Annotated in this window: 12 protein-coding genes; 5 read left to right on the top strand and 7 right to left on the bottom strand. The window is 65.9% G+C overall.

What is annotated here, in order from left to right; all coding sequences use genetic code 11:
* Positions 1-44 precede the first annotated feature (44 nt).
* The 7 genes from GI374_RS03085 to GI374_RS03055 all read right to left on the bottom strand — a co-directional run bounded on the left by GI374_RS03085 (position 45) and on the right by GI374_RS03055 (position 10,555).
* A complete protein-coding gene (locus tag GI374_RS03085) occupies positions 45-2,339 on the bottom strand; it encodes an AAA family ATPase (protein ID WP_154335608.1) in 2,295 nt (764 codons plus the stop codon).
* A gap of 792 nt (positions 2,340-3,131) precedes the next feature.
* Positions 3,132-4,784: a DUF927 domain-containing protein gene (locus GI374_RS03080; protein WP_154335520.1), complete on the bottom strand. Its 1,653-nt coding sequence runs from the start codon at positions 4,782-4,784 to the stop codon at positions 3,132-3,134.
* A gap of 217 nt (positions 4,785-5,001) precedes the next feature.
* Positions 5,002-5,805 (bottom strand): hypothetical protein, encoded by an 804-nt coding sequence (locus GI374_RS03075; RefSeq protein ID WP_154335519.1) that lies wholly within the window; start codon positions 5,803-5,805, stop codon positions 5,002-5,004.
* A complete protein-coding gene (locus tag GI374_RS03070) occupies positions 5,798-6,016 on the bottom strand; it encodes an AlpA family transcriptional regulator (protein ID WP_154335518.1) in 219 nt (72 codons plus the stop codon). The genes GI374_RS03075 and GI374_RS03070 overlap by 8 nt, the downstream gene beginning before the upstream one ends.
* A 389-nt stretch (positions 6,017-6,405) precedes the next feature.
* Positions 6,406-7,443: a hypothetical protein gene (locus GI374_RS03065; protein WP_154335517.1), complete on the bottom strand. Its 1,038-nt coding sequence runs from the start codon at positions 7,441-7,443 to the stop codon at positions 6,406-6,408.
* A gap of 3 nt (positions 7,444-7,446) precedes the next feature.
* Complete coding sequence (locus GI374_RS03060; RefSeq protein WP_154335516.1) at positions 7,447-8,619, bottom strand: site-specific integrase; 1,173 nt, start codon at positions 8,617-8,619, stop codon at positions 7,447-7,449.
* A 1,099-nt stretch (positions 8,620-9,718) separates the two neighbouring features.
* Positions 9,719-10,555, bottom strand: coding sequence for a hypothetical protein (locus tag GI374_RS03055; protein WP_154335515.1), 837 nt, complete (start codon positions 10,553-10,555; stop codon positions 9,719-9,721).
* Positions 10,556-10,744: 189 nt separating this feature from the next.
* On the opposite strand from GI374_RS03055, the gene uraH reads away from it, so the two are divergent.
* Genes uraH through xdhC form a run of 5 tightly spaced genes read left to right on the top strand, consistent with a single transcriptional unit; the run spans position 10,745 to position 16,824 of the window.
* Complete coding sequence (uraH, locus tag GI374_RS03050) at positions 10,745-11,098, top strand: hydroxyisourate hydrolase (protein ID WP_154335514.1); 354 nt, start codon at positions 10,745-10,747, stop codon at positions 11,096-11,098.
* Positions 11,095-12,342, top strand: a complete 1,248-nt coding sequence (locus tag GI374_RS03045) for a urate hydroxylase PuuD (RefSeq protein ID WP_154335513.1) — start codon at positions 11,095-11,097, stop codon at positions 12,340-12,342. Before uraH ends, GI374_RS03045 begins: the two co-directional genes overlap by 4 nt.
* Positions 12,339-13,793 carry a xanthine dehydrogenase small subunit gene (gene xdhA / locus GI374_RS03040; RefSeq protein WP_154335512.1) on the top strand — a complete coding sequence of 485 codons (1,455 nt, stop codon included), beginning with the start codon at positions 12,339-12,341 and terminating at the stop codon, positions 13,791-13,793. Before GI374_RS03045 ends, xdhA begins: the two co-directional genes overlap by 4 nt.
* Positions 13,790-16,099 (top strand): xanthine dehydrogenase molybdopterin binding subunit, encoded by a 2,310-nt coding sequence (gene xdhB / locus GI374_RS03035; RefSeq protein ID WP_154335511.1) that lies wholly within the window; start codon positions 13,790-13,792, stop codon positions 16,097-16,099. The genes xdhA and xdhB overlap by 4 nt, the downstream gene beginning before the upstream one ends.
* Positions 16,096-16,824 carry a xanthine dehydrogenase accessory protein XdhC gene (xdhC, locus tag GI374_RS03030; RefSeq protein ID WP_154335510.1) on the top strand — a complete coding sequence of 243 codons (729 nt, stop codon included), beginning with the start codon at positions 16,096-16,098 and terminating at the stop codon, positions 16,822-16,824. Before xdhB ends, xdhC begins: the two co-directional genes overlap by 4 nt.
* The last annotated feature ends 72 nt before the right edge of the window (positions 16,825-16,896 follow it).

Here is a 16,896-nt window from a genome sequence, read left to right as displayed (position 1 = left end):
TACAGATGCAGCTTCGTTCATCGGTTATTCGCGCAGTAGGATGGTCAGTTTCTCGAGCAGAATTTCAGCGTGCGCTCGGCATAGCCCACGAGCTCGGCGTCGTTGATCAACACGGTCTGCCAGGCCGGGTTCGTGTCGTGATGGAACCGGTTCGCGTACCCCAACAGCTGTTTCAGTTCCTTCACGTTCACGGAGGACAGTATCTCGTCCTGTCCTCCGACCTTCTTCTCGCACTCGATCAGGAGGTTCCCTAGAAGGCGCTCCGGCGGGCAGTGCGTGGGACACGCAACCCGCATGTAGCTCTCGAGGATGTGCCGGAGGGCGGCGGCGACCTCTCGCTCCTTGGTATGATCGGCGGCCTGCAGGTAGTCCCGGACGAGCTTGTGCCGGCGGTCATGCTCGGTCACGGCGTCGGCCGAGACGTCCCATGCCATGATCGTTGAGCCCGTGTTCGAGCGTGCGATCCGCGCCGAGGACCGGCCATTCTTGTCAGCCGACGCCCACAGGTCGCAAAGGAAGGGCTTCGAGTGGGACAGCACGATGATCTGCCGGACCTGGTCATACAGTTCCCGCATGACCTCCATTGTCGTGAGCGATCGGTGTTCATCCAGGCTGGTCATTGGGTCATCGATCACGAGGATCTTGTCGGCAAGGTTGCCCGCCTGCTCCAGCGACGAGAAGAAGAAGGCCAGGGCGAGCGTGTTTCGGTCGCCCGCGCTCAGCGTCGTTCGGAACGATGGGCCAGCGTCAGCCGTCAGCGACACGTTCTCGTTGTTGATCACGACGTGGTAGTTTGCGGCGGAGCCACCCCGGTTGTTGACCGAGGTCACTGATCCCAGCCTGAACCCCGCGTTGAATTTTGCGAGATAGGCATTGATGGCGACCTCATAAGCAGGAAAAATCGTCTCGCGGTATTTGTCGAGGGCCTCCCTGGCCTTCGTCCTGGCCGCTTCCGTCTTTGCCTTCTCGGCCTTCTCTTTCAGGTAGTCGTTGCACTTCGCCGCCACGTCGGGCTCAAGGCGAGCCTTGATCGACTTCAGGCGCACGAGGTCGCTTTCCAGAGCCGATACGTCCGCCGAGGCCGCTTGCTCCTTCACCGTCTTGATCGCCTCATTGCAGGCTAGGAAGTTGTCGAACGCCTCGGCGACTGACCTCCGCTGTTCATCGAAAGCGGCGACTGCCTCGACAGCCTGGTCGGGCAGCTGCATGGGCTCCAGCGGCGACGCTGCCTTGGCCCGGAGGATTTCGAGAACGCTCTCCCGGGCGGCAGTCCATGCCCAGACGACCGCGGCGGTGTCGACGCGGATGTCCGGAATCGGGGTGAAGGCCTTCCAGAAATCTCGGATCTCCGAGGCGTCCCGAACGGATCGCTCGAATCCGGCCATCACCTCACCGCTATGGTCTGCGGCGATCCCTTGGCCGAGGGTTCGAATATCGTCCTTCAACTGGCTGTAGGCATCGCTGAAGTAGGCTTGGTAGTGCGGGATCAGGGTGGAACCCGCGAGGTCTTGGGCGCAAAATGGGCACGCCTTGTGATCAAGCCCCGCTGAGGCCGCCTCTAGCCGAGGCATCCCCTCGGCGACCCAGCTCTCTCCATCCCGGCCGAGCTTCCGCAGATGGTCCCTCACGAGGGCTGCCGCTGCGCCCTCCAGGTCCGGAAGGCTCCGAGCCAGCACGTCGCGAATTCGATCGCGGTCGAAGCCTGGCAGGTTGAGGGTCTGAAACGCTGCGCGCTGATGGATGGCATCTGCGGCCTTGGCCGCCGCCAGCCGGCGCTCGGCTTCCTCGATCTCCTTGTCGATGTCCTTGTTCGGACTGAGGCCGCAGAAGGCGTCTACGCTAAACGGGCCGCGGGCCGCCGCCGGGATCGCATCCTGTTTTGCGCGCATGTCCTTGTTGTGCTGCTCGATCCGCTCGACGTGGCCCTGAAGTGCTTTGCTCAGCGCCACGCCCCTGGCGCCGAGGATCAACTCGTGCAGGTTCTGGCGGTGACTGGTCTCGACTTCGATCCCGGAACACACGTTCTCCGCCACAAATGCGTCATCGAAGACATGGATCTCGGGCTGCGTCACGGACCAGGCGCCATCCTTGAAGATTGTCGGCGCGCCCGACAGCTGAACGATCACGTGGGGGTGGTGTTGGGCCTTTAGGCGCTTTCGGTTCTGGATCAGGGATGGATCGCCAGATCCGAGAGATTTGAGGATGGCAGAGAGCGTCGTCTTGCCGCGACCGTTCTCCGCGTAGATCACCGCAAAAGGGGTCAGCGGCACCTGCGCGCCCGACGATACGTTGTCAAATTGCCCAACATTCCGAAGCAACGAAATACGCTCGATCGCCATTTTCTCAATAATGTCCTTCGGCATTGTGCAGGAGCGTCGAGCTCCCGAGAGGTCCAACGTGGTAATCCGTGCCCGGCGGGCCGCCGCGACATTGGATTGTCGGCTATGCTCACCAGCCTTTCAAGCCGAACTTGGCGCGGCGCCACGGTTCAATCACCGGTGATTTCAGACAGAGACAGCACGCAATCCTCGTGTCCGCTTCCGCCCACACTATGTGGCTATTTCATCAGAGCAGCGAACGACGGCTTCCCCGCCCCTCGTGCCTGCACCAAGCCTTGCCCTGCGCCCCGCCCGACTGATGGAGGTGGGCTCACGTGCCTATCGCTGCAGCCGGATCGAGTGACCGCTTCGTATGCCTGTGCCGGGAGGCTCGACTGGCCGGTAAGGGCCGATAGCCACCTTCCGCACCGCGCCCAAGATGATGCCGCGGCCGTTGGCGCGCGCACATGTGTCAAAACTCTGAATATGTCACCAGTCGCGGTAGGGCTGCGGCGAGCCCGGTTCCGACGGCCAGGTGCGGGGTCGAGGCTGCTGCCGTCGCCACGCATGGACGTGCACCACGCATCTGATACCGAGCCGCTGGAAGAGGTCGCAGGGGCTGGAAGACGCCAGGTCCGACCTTCACAGACACGCGGGGTGCCGTTCCAGCGGCCCTGGGCCGCCGATAGGGGTCCGCTGGGCGGGGGGAGGGAACCCCTCAAGAGCGGGTTCCACGTGCCCCCCAAGGCCACGGCGGGGGCCGAGAAGAAGGGGGCCGGTGAAGCTCCTTCGGCCCCCTTGGGTCGTGGTTGGTCAGGTGGTCTCGTCGACAAGCTCCCGAAGTCGGTTGAGGTCCAGTGCCAGATACCTGACCTTGCGCACCACCCCCGCCACCTTCACCCGGACCTGCCGCGTGCTCTTCCCACCTTCCCCAGGGAGGAGCACACTCCCCTTCTTGAGGTGCGTCAAGCCGAGCTTCGCCGCCCCCTCGGTCGCGAAGCAGGTCTTCAGTCGTTGCATCCCGATGTAGATGTGCGCGGCATCGCCGCGGGCAAAGAACTCCGCTGCACGCCCCGTCTTGAAGGAGGGCATCACGTTGTAGGCCTTCGGCAGCAAGGCCTTGCTGCGTGCCTCAGCCAGGAGCCGCGACAGACCGCCGCGCACGGCCGCCTCATCGGGGAAGAGGGTTGACAGTGCATTGGAATGGACGTCGCGCACCACCTCGGTTACGAACTCCTTCTCCCACGGCAGGATGCCGGCCTCGACCCCGAGCATCCCGGCAGCATGGACAAGGCCGAACTTTTTCGCGACCCGGTGGCTGATGCCGTCCTTGTCGCTTGCGCCGCCGCGGTCGGCGATCCAGGCCGCCACCATTGCCTTCGCGCGCTCGATTGCCTCCGGATGGTCGGCCAAGTATTTTAGCCACGCGTGCAACGGCGAGCCGTAGACTTGGGTGGTAGCCACCTTCAGCCGGTCCGTCAGGGATTCGGGCAGATCGCCCGGGGCGCGCCGGTCCCAGATACCGCCGTCCGCTGCGCGGGGGATGCGGATGTCCAGGCAGCGGACGCGCTCGTGCGGCTCCCGGCGGTGCCCACGCTCCGCCGACAGCTCCTCGACCGTGGTGCACGCGCCCGTCATGCCGCAGAAGTTCCAGGTGAGGTCCGGCAGCCGGTCCTTCACCATCGCGGCATACTTGCGTGACGAACCGGAGGTCAGGGCGTGGGTGATGCCGGTGAACTTTCGGGCGAAGCCCGGTTCGTTGCTGATCTTGTCCAGGTCGTCGATGGCCATCAGTGTATCCGACAGCGCGGCCGCCTGTTCCGGGAGGCTGCGCTTGGAGTCGTCCCAGCTGGACAGCTTACTCCCTGGGCCAGACACGCTTTTTGCGGCCATCAGCGCCGTCGTCTTACCCACCGACGACGGGCCCGCGAGGTTGATCAGGAACCCCTCGTCTCCGGCGTCCAGAACCCGGCCGAGGATGACAGCCGCCAGGGCCTGCATGATGGCGAAGGCGCAGACGGTCGACTTGGCGGCCGGCGTCGCCACCCTCTTCTGCCACCGCTCGAGCTTCCCCTTGCGCCCGAAGAACTCACGAGCTTGGCTGAGGACGGTGTCCCCGACAATTAGGTCGCGGCTGGGATTCCGGGTCACCGAGCGGACAGTGAGGAAGTTGTCTCCCACAACTCCCAGCCTGGTCGAGAACGTTCCGGAGCACAGGGCATCCGACTTCAGGCGGCGTTTAAGCTCGTCGGCGTCGCGCTCGGGGTGGATGTCGGCGCCGGCGTTCAGCAGGGCGTCCATCACCAGCTTCGCATTTTGAGCGTCGGCCAGCTTCAAGACGAGGGGCTCCTCTGTCGCCCTACCATTCGTAAGGTACCAGATGCCCAGATAAGCCTTGGGCGCGCTCAGGGTGACGTATTTCCCGAACGTCCACGCGCCGAGGGATGTGGTGACTTTGGTCGTCATCGTTTAGAGTTCCTTTGTGATTGGGTGCCTCACCCGCCTCACCGGATTTGACGCACAGTGCGTGTCGTCGACTGTCACTGACTTAGCGGGCTGCAGTTTGCTTTCGATTTCCCGATTCAAGCAGTCATGAGGCGTCTACATGGCCTCTAGACGGCAAGGATCGAGGTTTTGGTGACCGAACCTGAACACAAGCCCGGTCACCGATCGTGTTGTCACATCACCCCGAAACCCGGGCGCCGATATGCTGAAGCCTGATGGCCAGTGGCCAATTGACGCGCTTGCGTTTTAGGCTGATTGCCATCAGTGGCGCCAAGACCTCGTAGTTCCCCATGGCCAAAGCCAACTCGACCGCCTCACGCTTTGACAAGCTCTGCTCGCGATGGTCACGATAGGGATTTCGCCCCGACCGAGGCGTCGCCAGGAAACCCGACCTGCGCTTGAAATCGCCCTTGACGCAGTAACCAGCGACAGACCGAAGTTCGTCGGTCCCGATCACTTCGGCGCGAACTGCGCGATAGATCCCCGCGCTCTCGTCATGGCGGTACGAACTACGAAGTCGTCTCAACTCAGCCTTCCCGAGCTCCCCGCGGACACAAATGTGCCAGTGGAAGCACCAGTGCGGATTGGCGTTGTCGAAAGTGTTGAGCGAGACGTCCACGAAACCCAGCGCCTCCGTCCCCTCGGGCAGCAACCGTTTAAGACGAACCCGATCGCGACGGACGAGGGCGTTCAAATCGAATCCGTCGAGATGGCCTTCTTCCACGATCCCGTTCCGGGAAATGATCGTCAGTGCCGTGACAAACGACTCCTCTCCCCAGAGACGGAAGGCCGCCTCGATGAACTCCCCTTGCACTTGTTCCCGACAAAGACGACACGCCAGCGAGCCACATGGATCGTCTTCGCGGCATCGCGACAGGTTCTTCGCCAGTTGCTTCGCTTGCGGATCCCCAATTTTGCGTAACCGTTTGACGAGGTCGTCTGCTGCGGTCTGCGCCTGGGTGTGTTTGCGCCACTTAGTCATTGGTAACACCCGCACGCTCGATGTAGGCGAGGATGTCTGCTCGACGCCACGCGCTGATACGGGCGCCCAGCTTGATCGGCTTCGGAAGCTCGCCGGCTGCGACGAGGGCGTAGTAGGTGGAGCGGCTGACCGGTAGCAGCCCACCAGGACCGATGATCTCCTTCAATCGAAGAAGGCGATCGCCGTCGGTGGCTCGGAAGTCGTTTGTCATTTTGTGCCTCACAATTGCTGACGGCACCCTTTACAATTTCTGGAAATCGCCCTCTTTCGGGCGTGACAGCCTATGGAATGGCTGAATCCGGGCGGCTTGAACAGCTCAGACAACGGATTCAGTAAATCCGCTTCTCGCGGGATGCATCATCATCGGAGATGTAGGGCGGATGGAGTGTCTCGGATTTGACGAATCCGAGAGGGTGGGCCCGGTCGTTATGGGACTGGAGGAATCCGGAGAAACGCGGCAAGACGCCGCCGCTACTTACATGCCCCTCCACCAGCCTGGCTGCGACGCAGGTCGGAGAAGCCGACAGGGCGCTGGTTGGTGGGCCGGGGGTCAGGCGAAATCGGGCTGTGTAAGAGCCACTTTCGTGGCCAGCTGGCGGCCTACCCGGGTATAAAACGACGTAGAATGTCGAGCTCGGCCGCTGAAACGCTTGGCTTGGACGGCTTTAGCAATTTGTTATTGAGCTGCGAAACGAACGTCGCCGCGGAAGAGCTGTTGTCGAGACTCCAAAGGGACAGGTCGAATTTCTCGTGAGGGATCATCGGAAGGATGTTATCTCGCACAAATGCAGCATGTCGCAACCAGCGCGATAAGATTAGATGCAAATTCTCTGGTGCACCAAGTCTCGGCTCCAGAAATCTGTCGAGCAACGTTTCTGCGCCGTCCAGTGATCGATTGCTGAACTCGCCGTCCATTCGAGTCAGAGATGCGGCGTAAGCCAATGTGGCCTGCGGCATCTTGCCGTATTCGCGTTCGATAGTATCTTGTTTAAGAAATTTGTAATAGTGCTTCTTGCCTGCCTTCCGCCTCCGGGCTGCGTCGCCGGGCTTTCGGTGAAGCCGATCGACGTTTTCGATAAATTTGTGGTACCTATCCATGCCAGGCGGGGCGACATCTGTTCCTTTACTTATAAAGCTATGGCGCGCCAAATGCAGCATGCGCAGGAACGTGTCATTGGCCTTGATGTAGCTCTTGTTAAACTTTTTCTTGTACGATTCTGTAGAGCTTTCATCTAATTCGCGGGCACCGCCAATGCCGTAATATATCTGACTGATGAAGTCATGGCCGATTTCTTCTCGGCGGATGCGCGCATCGCATTTCGGACGTTCACTTTCGCTCCTTTCTAGGACCGCTCGTTCCGCGTCAGCAACGCGCAGGCGCACAGCCATACGGATCGCGTGCTTGCGCATGCCGTCGTCGCCCGGCGCGGTGACCCAAGCACCTAGCGCATACAACAGAACCTCCCGATGAAACGGGAATGTCGGCTCTTCGCTGAGGAGCACTTTGATTACCGCGGCTGGATCGAAGGCATCCCAGGCCAAACTGCGAAAGGACGTTCCGTGGACGGCGCGTTTGCTGCCCGTGGTCGATGGAGGGGAACTCTTCTCGCGTTTTCGTTGCTGGGTCGTCTTGGCCATCTGTCACCGGGTCTGCAAATACGCGCTCCAAGCCTCCATCATTGCTCGCCGGCGATCAAGCAGGTCCGAGCGAGCGTAGGCCTGCTCGACGGCATCTCCGACGCTGTGCGCCAGCGCCGCCTCCGCAAGCTCCCGCGGGTATTCGGTCTGTTCCTGAACCCATGTCCGGAACGACGTGCGAAAGCCGTGCACGTCGGCGTCGAATCCCAGTTCCTTCACCAGCTTCGACAAGGTCATGTCCGACAGGGGCACGCCGTAGCGTGAGCCGGGAAAGATAAGCGACGACCCGTCCCCAAACGCGCGGGCCTCGCGCAGGATGGTCAAGGCTTCTGGCGACAGTGGCACGCGGTGCGCCCGCTTGGCCTTCATGCGGGCGGCCGGAATCACCCACAGCGCCTTCTCATCGTCCACCTCCTCCCAAACCGCCTCGCGCACCTCCCCCGAGCGAGCCGCCGTCAGCACCAAGAACTCAACCGCCAGCTTCGTCGACGTCATGGCGCGCGACTGACGCACAGCCGTCAGGCAGTCGGCCACTTCGGCATAGGGCAGAGACTTGCGATGGACCTGTGACTTGGCGACCTTTGGGAGCGCCTGCGTGATGCTGTCGGCGGGATTGTCTTGGCGCCACCCCTGCGCCACGGCCCACTTCAGCACCGTGCCAATCCGCTGGCGCACGCGCCGTGCCGTTTCCGGTTTGGCCGTCCAGATGGGCATTAGCACGCGCAGCACGTCGGCCGCTGCGATGTTCGATACAGGCATCTTGCCGATCAGCGGGAAGGCGTAGCTTTCAAGCGACGAGATGAAGTCGCGTCCATGCTTCTCGTTGCGCCACGTGGGCAGGTGCAGTTCGTGCACGCGCCGGCTCGCGGCTTCGAAGCTCAGCACCTCCTGCCGCTCGCGACGCGCGGCCAGAGGGTCGCCGCCCTCCCGCGCCAGCTTGCGGTTGCCCAGCGCCTTCTCCCTAGCCTCCGCCAGCGGCACGAGTGAGGCGCTGCCCAGCCCGAGTTCCCGCCTCTTGCCTTGGATCACGATCCGCTGCACCCAGAACTTGGTGCCGTTCGGCTCAACGCGGAGGTAGAGGCCATGGCCGTCGAAATATTTGCCGGGCTTGCTGGCCGTCCGGACCGCGACGGCCGTCAGCGCCTTCTCCGGCCTGCGCGCGCTAGAGGAAACCATACCTTCCCATCCGCCATCCCTTCCCCCACTGTAACGTGGATGCACGGGGAGGCAAGCGGAAGCCGGCGGACGACGACGAGGTTAGCTTAGAGCTATACCAAGGGGTTATAGGACAACCGCGGACTACCGCGAACCTCCGATCCGTGGACCTTGGCTCCACCAGTCTTTCCTTCCTTCTGCTAATTCTTGAAGATGGACCCTTGGGAACGATCTTCGACAGGACGGGCGTTTTCCAAAGACCAGTGAGAAAGATCAATTGCACCGTGCTAACGGGTGTGCGGTTCCTTGCCACCACTCGCCCGGTCAGGTCGCGGGCCAGGTCAAAGACTCGACAGAACCTCACGGACAAGGGGGGTCCCCGGTCGCGCCCCTCGGTCCCCGGCGAAACCCTCGGGGGCTATCTGACCACGGTGGCATCCCCTCGGTGGTCAGCGGAACCCCTCGGCCCTCGTTCCCGTGCAATGTGCAACTTGCTCGGTTCTGTCGTGACGCCAACCCGCACGCTTCCTCTGGCCGCACAACAGACCGACCTAAATGGCTTGGTCATGCGGGACGCCTCACGGGACGCCGTTCGAATGTTTCGAAAACAGCCCTTGCTGTTTTGACCTCGGGGAGCGTGAGGTCATTCGTCGCGGTGCACTGGGCAAGTTAAGCGCCGTCCGCCAGTAGTCGGGCTTCTTACCCTCCGCCTTCGCTCTTTTCTCGCTCAGGATGCGGCCGCGCTCGGCCGGGGTCCAAGCGGAAGACCCTGTCACGCTGCCGCCACTCGCAGCGTTGCGAAATCTTCGGAGGTCCGCGCCTCAAGCTCACTCCGGATGCGCTGCGCTGCCTTAGGGCCATGGGCTCCGGTGCTCACGACCACCGCGCTCCTGCCCGCGCAGCGGTCCGCCAAAAGCTTCGGCGCGATCTACGCCTGTTCAGTGCTGTCGCATCTCGCGGTCCTGCTATCGGCAGGTCTTCAGCAGCGATGTATGGTGGCGGCAGGCCGTCGAGCGTCGTTTCCAGCTCGACGCCCGTCGTCACCTGCGTGGTCAGCGGGCACCAGCATATCGCGGTCCTGCGAGCTAAAGGCTGGCCCGAAGGAAGCGCGGCCGGCGCCTTATGGCCGCGGGACGAACAGGAACGACTCGTCGAAGCCTTGGCGCAGAAACGGTCGCAGCACCTCCACGCCACGCCGCATGTTGGAGAACAGGACCTCCATGGTCCCGGCCGTCAGCGGATAGCCCGAGGGCGGCCAGTCCAGGCCCTGCAGATGGGCAACGAACCCCTCGCGCGCCTCGGGTGCGAGGCCCAGTGCGTTGGCGCCGCGCAGCACCTCGACCATCAGCTGCGGCAGGCTTTCGTTGCTCCGGCGCTCGGGCTCCCGGCAGCTTGCAGGGTCGATGCCGATCATGGTCAGGAAGTCGCTGGACATCGCGCCGCCGGACCATTGCGCCCGGTCGAACGGCGCGAGCGTCAGCGGCACCCGCCCGATCCAGGGCCTGAGAAGCTGCGTCGGGTCGGAGGCATAGGGATAGGGCGCCTCGTTCAGCGGTCGGGAATAGGTCGAGCCGGCAGACTTGATGACCTCGTTATAGGCCGAGATCACGATGTCGCAGGGATGGCGCAGATAGGCGTAGGCGTGGAACTCGCACCCCTCGAAGCATGCAAGGAAGGCGTCGATGTCGGTCGGCCATTCCACCAGCAGCTCCGAGCTGATGAGGATGTTGCGGTCGCCCGCCTCCTCCATCAGCATGGCTATCCCCCGGCGCCCGCCCTCGATCGTATCCGGGCTCTGAAACCCCTTGACCAGCGGATTCTGGTTGGGCCAGCCCTGCCAAGGCGCTTTGTAGAACCAGCCCTGCCCGGCCAGGGCGTCGCGATTGTCGCAGAGGAACTGCTGGAGGGAACTGGTCCCGGTCTTGTGCAGACCGATATGCAGGATGACCTGACGCATGCCGCCTCCAACCTCCGGGTCCGGATCGAGACCGCGTCTTGGCTGATCGCGCCGGGCCGGGCAAGGCTGACATCCGCAGGCGCCGACGTCGCGATCTTCTCTCGCCCCCCCTATCCGAACCCGCTCCTGCTGGTCCAGTATGCGCCGCGGACGAACCGGCGCCGGAGCCGGCAGAGGGGGAGGGACTGGATGACGGGCTGGCTGACCACGCATGTTCTTGACACCGCGCGGGGACGGCCCGCGGCGGGGATGGCGATCACGCTTCATCGGCTGCGGGACGGCACGCGCGAGGCGATTGCCCGCGTCGTCACGAACGGCGACGGGCGCACCGATACGCCGATCCTGCCAGCCGAGCGTTTCACCCCCGGCACCTATGAACTGACCTTCCATGTCGGCGACTGGCTCGCGGCCGAGGGAATCGCCGGAACCGAGCCGCGCTTTCTGGGCGAGGTGCCGATCCGCTTCGGCATGGCCGAGGCGGCGCACTACCATGTGCCGCTGCTGGTCTCGCCCTTCGGCTACTCGACCTATCGGGGCAGCTGATGGACGCCGTGATCCTGCATGACTGGGCCGCTTTCGCGATCCGCTGGCTGCATGTCGTCACCGCCATCGCCTGGATCGGCTCGTCCTTCTACTTCATCGCCCTCGACCTCGCGCTGCAGAAGGCGCCGGGGCTGCCGAAAGGCGCGCATGGCGAGGAGTGGCAGGTCCATGGCGGCGGCTTCTACCACATCACCAAGTATCTCGTCGCGCCCGAGCGCCTGCCCGAGCACCTGACCTGGTTCAAGTGGGAGAGCTATTCCACCTGGCTCAGCGGCTTTGCCATGCTCGCGGTCCTCTACTGGGCACAGGCGGAGCTTTACCTGATCGACCCGGCGAAATGGGACATGCCGGTCTGGGTGGCGGTGCTGATCTCGGCGGGGTCGCTCGCCGTGGGGTGGCTGGTCTACGACGCGCTCTGCCGCTCGCGGCTGGGCGGGAACCCGACCGCGCTGATGCTGCTGCTGTTCGTGCTGCTGGTGGTGCTGGCCTGGGGCTACGACCGCGTCTTCACCGGCCGCGCGGCGCTGCTGCATCTGGGCGCGATCACCGCCACGATCATGAGCGCCAACGTCTTTCTGGTCATCATCCCGAACCAGAAGATCGTCGTGGCCGACCTCATGGCCGGCCGCGCGCCCGACCCGAAATACGGCCGCATCGCCAAGCTGCGCTCGACTCACAACAACTACCTGACGCTGCCGGTCGTGTTCCTGATGCTGTCGAACCACTACCCGCTGGCCTTCGCGAGCCGCTGGAACTGGGTGATCGCGGCGCTCGTGTTCCTCATGGGCGTGACGATCCGGCATTTCTTCAACACCATGCACGCCCGGCGGGGCAGGCCGTGGTGGACTTGGGCCGTGACGGCGGGCTTGTTTGTCGCCTGCGTCTGGCTCAGCATGGCGGGGACCGAGCGCCTGCCGGCGGAGGACCGCGCCATGACGCGGGCCGAGACGCGCTTTGCCGAAGCCGAGGGGTTCGAGGCGGTCCGTGACGTGCTGTCCGCCCGCTGCAGCATGTGCCACACGGCCGAGCCGGGCTGGGAGGGGATTGCCGTGGCGCCGAAACATCTGGCCTTCGATACCGACGCGCAGATCGCGCGGGCGGCGCGTGAGATCTACGTGCAGGCCGGGCTGACCGACGCCATGCCCCCCGGCAACCTGAGCTTCATGGAGCCGGAGGAACGCGCCGCAATCCGCGCCTGGTATCGCGCCGCCGCAGGCGCCCGCATGGCAGAGGCCCGCCCATGACCCGCAACCACATCCGCTTCCTGCTGAACGGCGACGAGGTCACGCTGACCGAATGCGGCGCGCGCGACATGCTGCTCGACTTCCTGCGCGTGAACCGCCGCCTCACCGGCACCAAGGAGGGCTGCGCCGAAGGCGACTGCGGCGCCTGCACCGTGCTGGTCGGACGGCTCCACGAGGGCGTCCTGCGCTACGACCCGGTGAACGCCTGCATCCGCCCGCTCGCCGCCTGCGACGGCTGCCACACCGTCACCGTCGAGGCGCTTCATGGCGCGGACGGCTCCGGCTCGCTGCATCCGGTGCAACGGGCGATGGTCGAGGCGCATGGCACGCAATGCGGCTTCTGCACGCCGGGGATCGTCATGGCGCTCTATGCGCTGTGGCTGACGAACCCGCGCCCCTCGCGGGAGGAAGTCGCGCGGGCGCTGCAGGGCAACCTCTGCCGCTGCACCGGCTACGGGCCGATCCTCGATGCGGCCGAGGCCGCGGCCTCCGCGGGCGGGCAGGAGGCCGACGCGCTGATGCGGCGGCGCGACGAGGTTGCGAGGGCGCTCGCGGCGATGCGGGACGGCCGGCGGGTCGAGGTAGCGCGCGAGCATGACCGAGCGATCCTGCCGGGCTCCGTGGACGACCTCGCCGCGGCGCTGATGGAGCATCCCGACGCCACGATCGTCGCGGGGGCGACCGACGTGGGCCTCTGGGTCACGAAGCACCTGCGCGACATCGCGCCAGCGCTCTTCATTGCGCATCTGCCGGAGTTGCGCCGGACCGACGTGGACGGCGACACGCTCATCATCGGCGCGGGTGTCACCTGGGACGAGGCCGAGCAGATGGTGGCGCAGCACCTGCCCGAAGCCCTTCCCTACTGGCACCGCGTCGCCGGCTGGCAGGTCCGCGCCGCCGGCACGGTGGGCGGCAACATCGCCAACGGCTCGCCCATCGGTGACTCGCCGCCGCTGCTGATCGCGCTTGGGGCGGAGGTCACGCTGCGCCAAGGCGACGCGCGCCGCACGGTCCCCCTCGAACGCTATTTCATCGCCTACGGCAAGCAGGACCGCCAGCCGGGCGAGTTCGTCGAGAGCATCCGCATCCCCCTGCCCGCCCCCGGTACCCGCATCGCGGCCGAGAAGATCTCCAAGCGCCCGGACAGCGACATCACCGCCGTCGCCATGGGCCTCGCGCTGACGATCGAGGACGGGCGTATCGCCACCGCCCGCATCGCCTATGGTGGCATGGCCGGCATCCCGCGCCGCGCGCCTACGGTTGAGGCCGCGCTGACGGGCGCCCCCCTCGCGGAGGCCAGCTTCGAGGCTGCCGCGCAGGCCGTGGCGCAGGACTTCACCCCGCTCTCCGACTGGCGCGCGTCGGCCGATTACCGCCGCCTCGTCGCGGGGAACCTGATCCGACGTTTCTGGCTCTCGCAGCCGGAAGCTCAGAGGGAGGCCGCCGAATGAGGGACACCGCCACCCCGCGCGGCGCCGCCGGACAGGCCATCGCCCACGACTCGGCCGAGCGCCAGGTCCGCGGCCGCGCCGCCTATGTGGACGACATCCGCGAACCCGCAGGCACGCTCCACGCAGCCCTCGGCCTCTCGCGCACGGCCCATGCGCGCATCCTCTCGCTGGACCTCGCGCCCGTGCGCGAGGCGTCCGGCGTGGTCGCGGTGCTGACCGCCGCCGACATCCCCGGCACCAACAATATCTCGCCGGTGCAGAAGAACGACGATCCCGTGTTCGCGGAACACGAGATCATGTTCCACGGCCAGCCTCTCTTCGCGGTCATCGCCGAGACCCGCGACCAGGCCCGCCGTGCCGCGCTGCGCGCGAAGATCGAGACCGAACCGCTGCCGCAGGCGACCACCGCCGCCGAGGCGCAGGCGCAGGACCTCGACTACGTCACCGCCCCCCTGACCCTCGCCCGCGGCGACGCCAAGGCTGCCCTCGCCGCCGCCCCGCGCCGGATCGAGGGGCGCATGAAGATCGGCGGGCAGGAGCATCTCTATCTCGAAGGCCAGATCGCCCTCGCCATCCCCGGCGAGGATGACGAGATCGCGCTTCACGTCTCGACCCAGCACCCGACCGAGGTGCAGCACATCGTGGCGCACGTCCTCGGCGTCCCCGCCCACGCGGTTGTGGCGACCGTGCGGCGCATGGGCGGCGGCTTCGGCGGCAAGGAATCGCAGATGAACCTGACCGCCGCCGTTGCCGCGCTCGGCGCGCGGGCGACGGGGCGGCCCGTGAAGCTGCGGCTCGACCGCGACGACGACATGCTCTCGACCGGCAAGCGGCACGACTTCGACATCCGCTACGCCATCGGCTTCGACGATGACGGCCGCATCCATGCAGTCGATGCCGACTTCGCCGCGCGCTGCGGCTTCTCGGCCGACCTCTCGGGGCCGGTGACGGACCGGGCGCTGTTCCACAGCGACAACGCCTACTACTACCCGGCGGTGCGCGTCAGTTCGCATCCGATGCGGACGCACACCGTCTCGAACACCGCCTTCCGCGGCTTCGGGGGCCCGCAGGGCGTCCTGCTGGCCGAACGGGTGATCGAGGAAATCGCCTATGCCACGGGCCGCGACCCGGCCGATATCCGCCGCCTGAACCTCTACCGCAACGGCCAACTGACCCCCTACCACCAGCCGGTCGAGGACATGATCCTGCCGCGGCTGCTGGACGAGCTTGAGGCCTCCTCGGACTACCGCGCCCGGCGCGAGGCAGTGCTGGCCTTCAACGCCGGCGGCACCCACCGCCGCCGCGGGATCGCGCTGACGCCGGTGAAGTTCGGCATCAGCTTCACCGCGACGCATTACAACCAGGGCGGCGCGCTGATCCATGTCTATACCGACGGGTCGATCCAGCTGAACCACGGCGGCACCGAGATGGGCCAGGGCCTGCACACCAAGGTGGCGCAGGTGGTGGCCGACGCCTTCCAGGTCGGCATCGAGCGCATCCGCGTGACCGCGACCACGACCGAGAAGGTGCCGAACACCTCCGCCACGGCGGCGTCGTCGGGGTCCGACCTGAACGGCATGGCGGCGCTCGACGCGGCCGAGACGATCAAGGCGCGGCTGGTCGCGTTTCTCGCGGCCGCCAAGGGCTGCGACCCGTCCGAGGTCCGCTTCATCCCCGAGCATGTCGAGGTCGCGGGCGAGCCGATCCCCTTCGAGGAGGTCATCAACAACGCCTATCTCGCCCGCGTGCAGCTGTCGGCCACCGGCTTCTACGCCACGCCCGAAATCCACTGGAACCGCGAGACCGGCCGCGGCCAGCCCTTCTACTACTTCGCCTATGGCGCGGCGGTGTCGGAGGTCGAGGTGGACCTGCTCACCGGCGAGAACCGCGTCCTGCGCGCCGACATCCTGCATGACGTGGGCCGCAGCCTGAACCCGGCGATCGACCTCGGGCAGGTGGAGGGGGGGTTCATCCAGGGCATGGGGTGGCTGACCACCGAGGAGCTGTGGTGGGACGATCAGGGACGGCTCAGGACGCATGCGCCCTCGACCTACAAGATCCCGCTCGCCTCCGATCGGCCGAAGATGCGGATTGCGCTGGCCGAATGGTCCGAGAACCCAAAGCGCACCATCCGCCGCAGCAAGGCTGTAGGCGAGCCGCCGCTGATGCTGGCAGCCTCGGTGCTGGAGGCGCTGTCGATGGCGGTTGCCTCGGTCGCGGACTACCGCATCTGCCCGCGGCTCGATCCGCCCGCGACGCCCGAGGCGATCTTGATGGCAGCCGAGAGGCTGAAGGCGGGCCGATGATCCGGGTCCGCATCGCCGAGGCCCTCGGCTCCACCCCGCGCGAGGCGGGGGCCGCGATGTATGTCAGCGCCGAGGGCATCACCGGCAGCATCGGCGGCGGCGCAGTCGAATACATGGCCCTCGACGCCGCCCTCGCCATGCTGACCTCGGGCGAGACCGCGCGGAGCATGACCATTCCCCTCGGCCCGGCCATCGGCCAGTGCTGCGGCGGACGAATGCGCCTCGAGCTGGAGACCGTGGCCGCCCCCGACCCGGTGCCGCCCAGGCCCGCCGTGCTGATCTTCGGCGCCGGCCATGTCGGCCGCGCCCTCGCCCGCGCGCTGCTGCCGCTGCCGGTGGCGCCGCTGCTGGTCGATCAGCGCCCCGCCGAACTGGCCCTCGCCGCCGACCTGCCGCAGAAGCTGACGCCCCTGCCCGAGGCCGAAATCCGCGCGGCCGCGCCCGGCAGCGCCGTGGTCATCATGACCCACGATCACGCGCTCGACTTCCTCATCGCCGCCGAGGCGCTTGCCCGCCCTGACCTCGCCTGGACGGGAATGATCGGCTCACGCACCAAGCGCGCCACCTTCGCCAGCTTCGCCCGATCGCGCGGCCTCGACCCTGGTCCGCTGGTCTGCCCGATCGCCGCCGCCGCGCCCCGCGACAAGCGCCCGGAAGTGATCGCCGCCTTTGCCGCGGCCGAGATCATGGCCGCCCTGCTGACCCGCGCCACGACGCCGGCTTGAAGAAGGGGGCTCTCCCCCCGTCCAGCCGGGGCTGGACTCCCCCGGGATATTTCTCGACAGAAGAAGCCGGGC

Origin of the sequence: Paracoccus sp. S-4012 (genome assembly GCF_009674885.1) — a bacterium.
In the GTDB taxonomy this organism is placed as follows: Bacteria; Pseudomonadota; Alphaproteobacteria; order Rhodobacterales; family Rhodobacteraceae; genus Paracoccus.
Note: the sequence above shows the minus strand (reverse complement) of the source record. Positions and strands in the feature narration are given on the sequence as shown.

What these genes read in the sequence shown, in the direction of transcription:
- GI374_RS03085 (WP_154335608.1), bottom strand. Translation starts at nt 2,339, where the DNA reads ATGGCGATCGAGCGTATTTCGTTGCTTCGGAATGTTGGGCAATTTGAC.
- GI374_RS03080 (WP_154335520.1), bottom strand. Translation starts at nt 4,784, where the DNA reads ATGACGACCAAAGTCACCACATCCCTCGGCGCGTGGACGTTCGGGAAA.
- GI374_RS03075 (WP_154335519.1), bottom strand. Translation starts at nt 5,805, where the DNA reads ATGACTAAGTGGCGCAAACACACCCAGGCGCAGACCGCAGCAGACGAC.
- GI374_RS03070 (WP_154335518.1), bottom strand. Translation starts at nt 6,016, where the DNA reads ATGACAAACGACTTCCGAGCCACCGACGGCGATCGCCTTCTTCGATTG.
- GI374_RS03065 (WP_154335517.1), bottom strand. Translation starts at nt 7,443, where the DNA reads ATGGCCAAGACGACCCAGCAACGAAAACGCGAGAAGAGTTCCCCTCCA.
- GI374_RS03060 (WP_154335516.1), bottom strand. Translation starts at nt 8,619, where the DNA reads ATGGTTTCCTCTAGCGCGCGCAGGCCGGAGAAGGCGCTGACGGCCGTC.
- GI374_RS03055 (WP_154335515.1), bottom strand. Translation starts at nt 10,555, where the DNA reads ATGCGTCAGGTCATCCTGCATATCGGTCTGCACAAGACCGGGACCAGT.
- uraH (WP_154335514.1), top strand. Translation starts at nt 10,745, where the DNA reads ATGACGGGCTGGCTGACCACGCATGTTCTTGACACCGCGCGGGGACGG.
- xdhA (WP_154335512.1), top strand. Translation starts at nt 12,339, where the DNA reads ATGACCCGCAACCACATCCGCTTCCTGCTGAACGGCGACGAGGTCACG.
- xdhB (WP_154335511.1), top strand. Translation starts at nt 13,790, where the DNA reads ATGAGGGACACCGCCACCCCGCGCGGCGCCGCCGGACAGGCCATCGCC.
- xdhC (WP_154335510.1), top strand. Translation starts at nt 16,096, where the DNA reads ATGATCCGGGTCCGCATCGCCGAGGCCCTCGGCTCCACCCCGCGCGAG.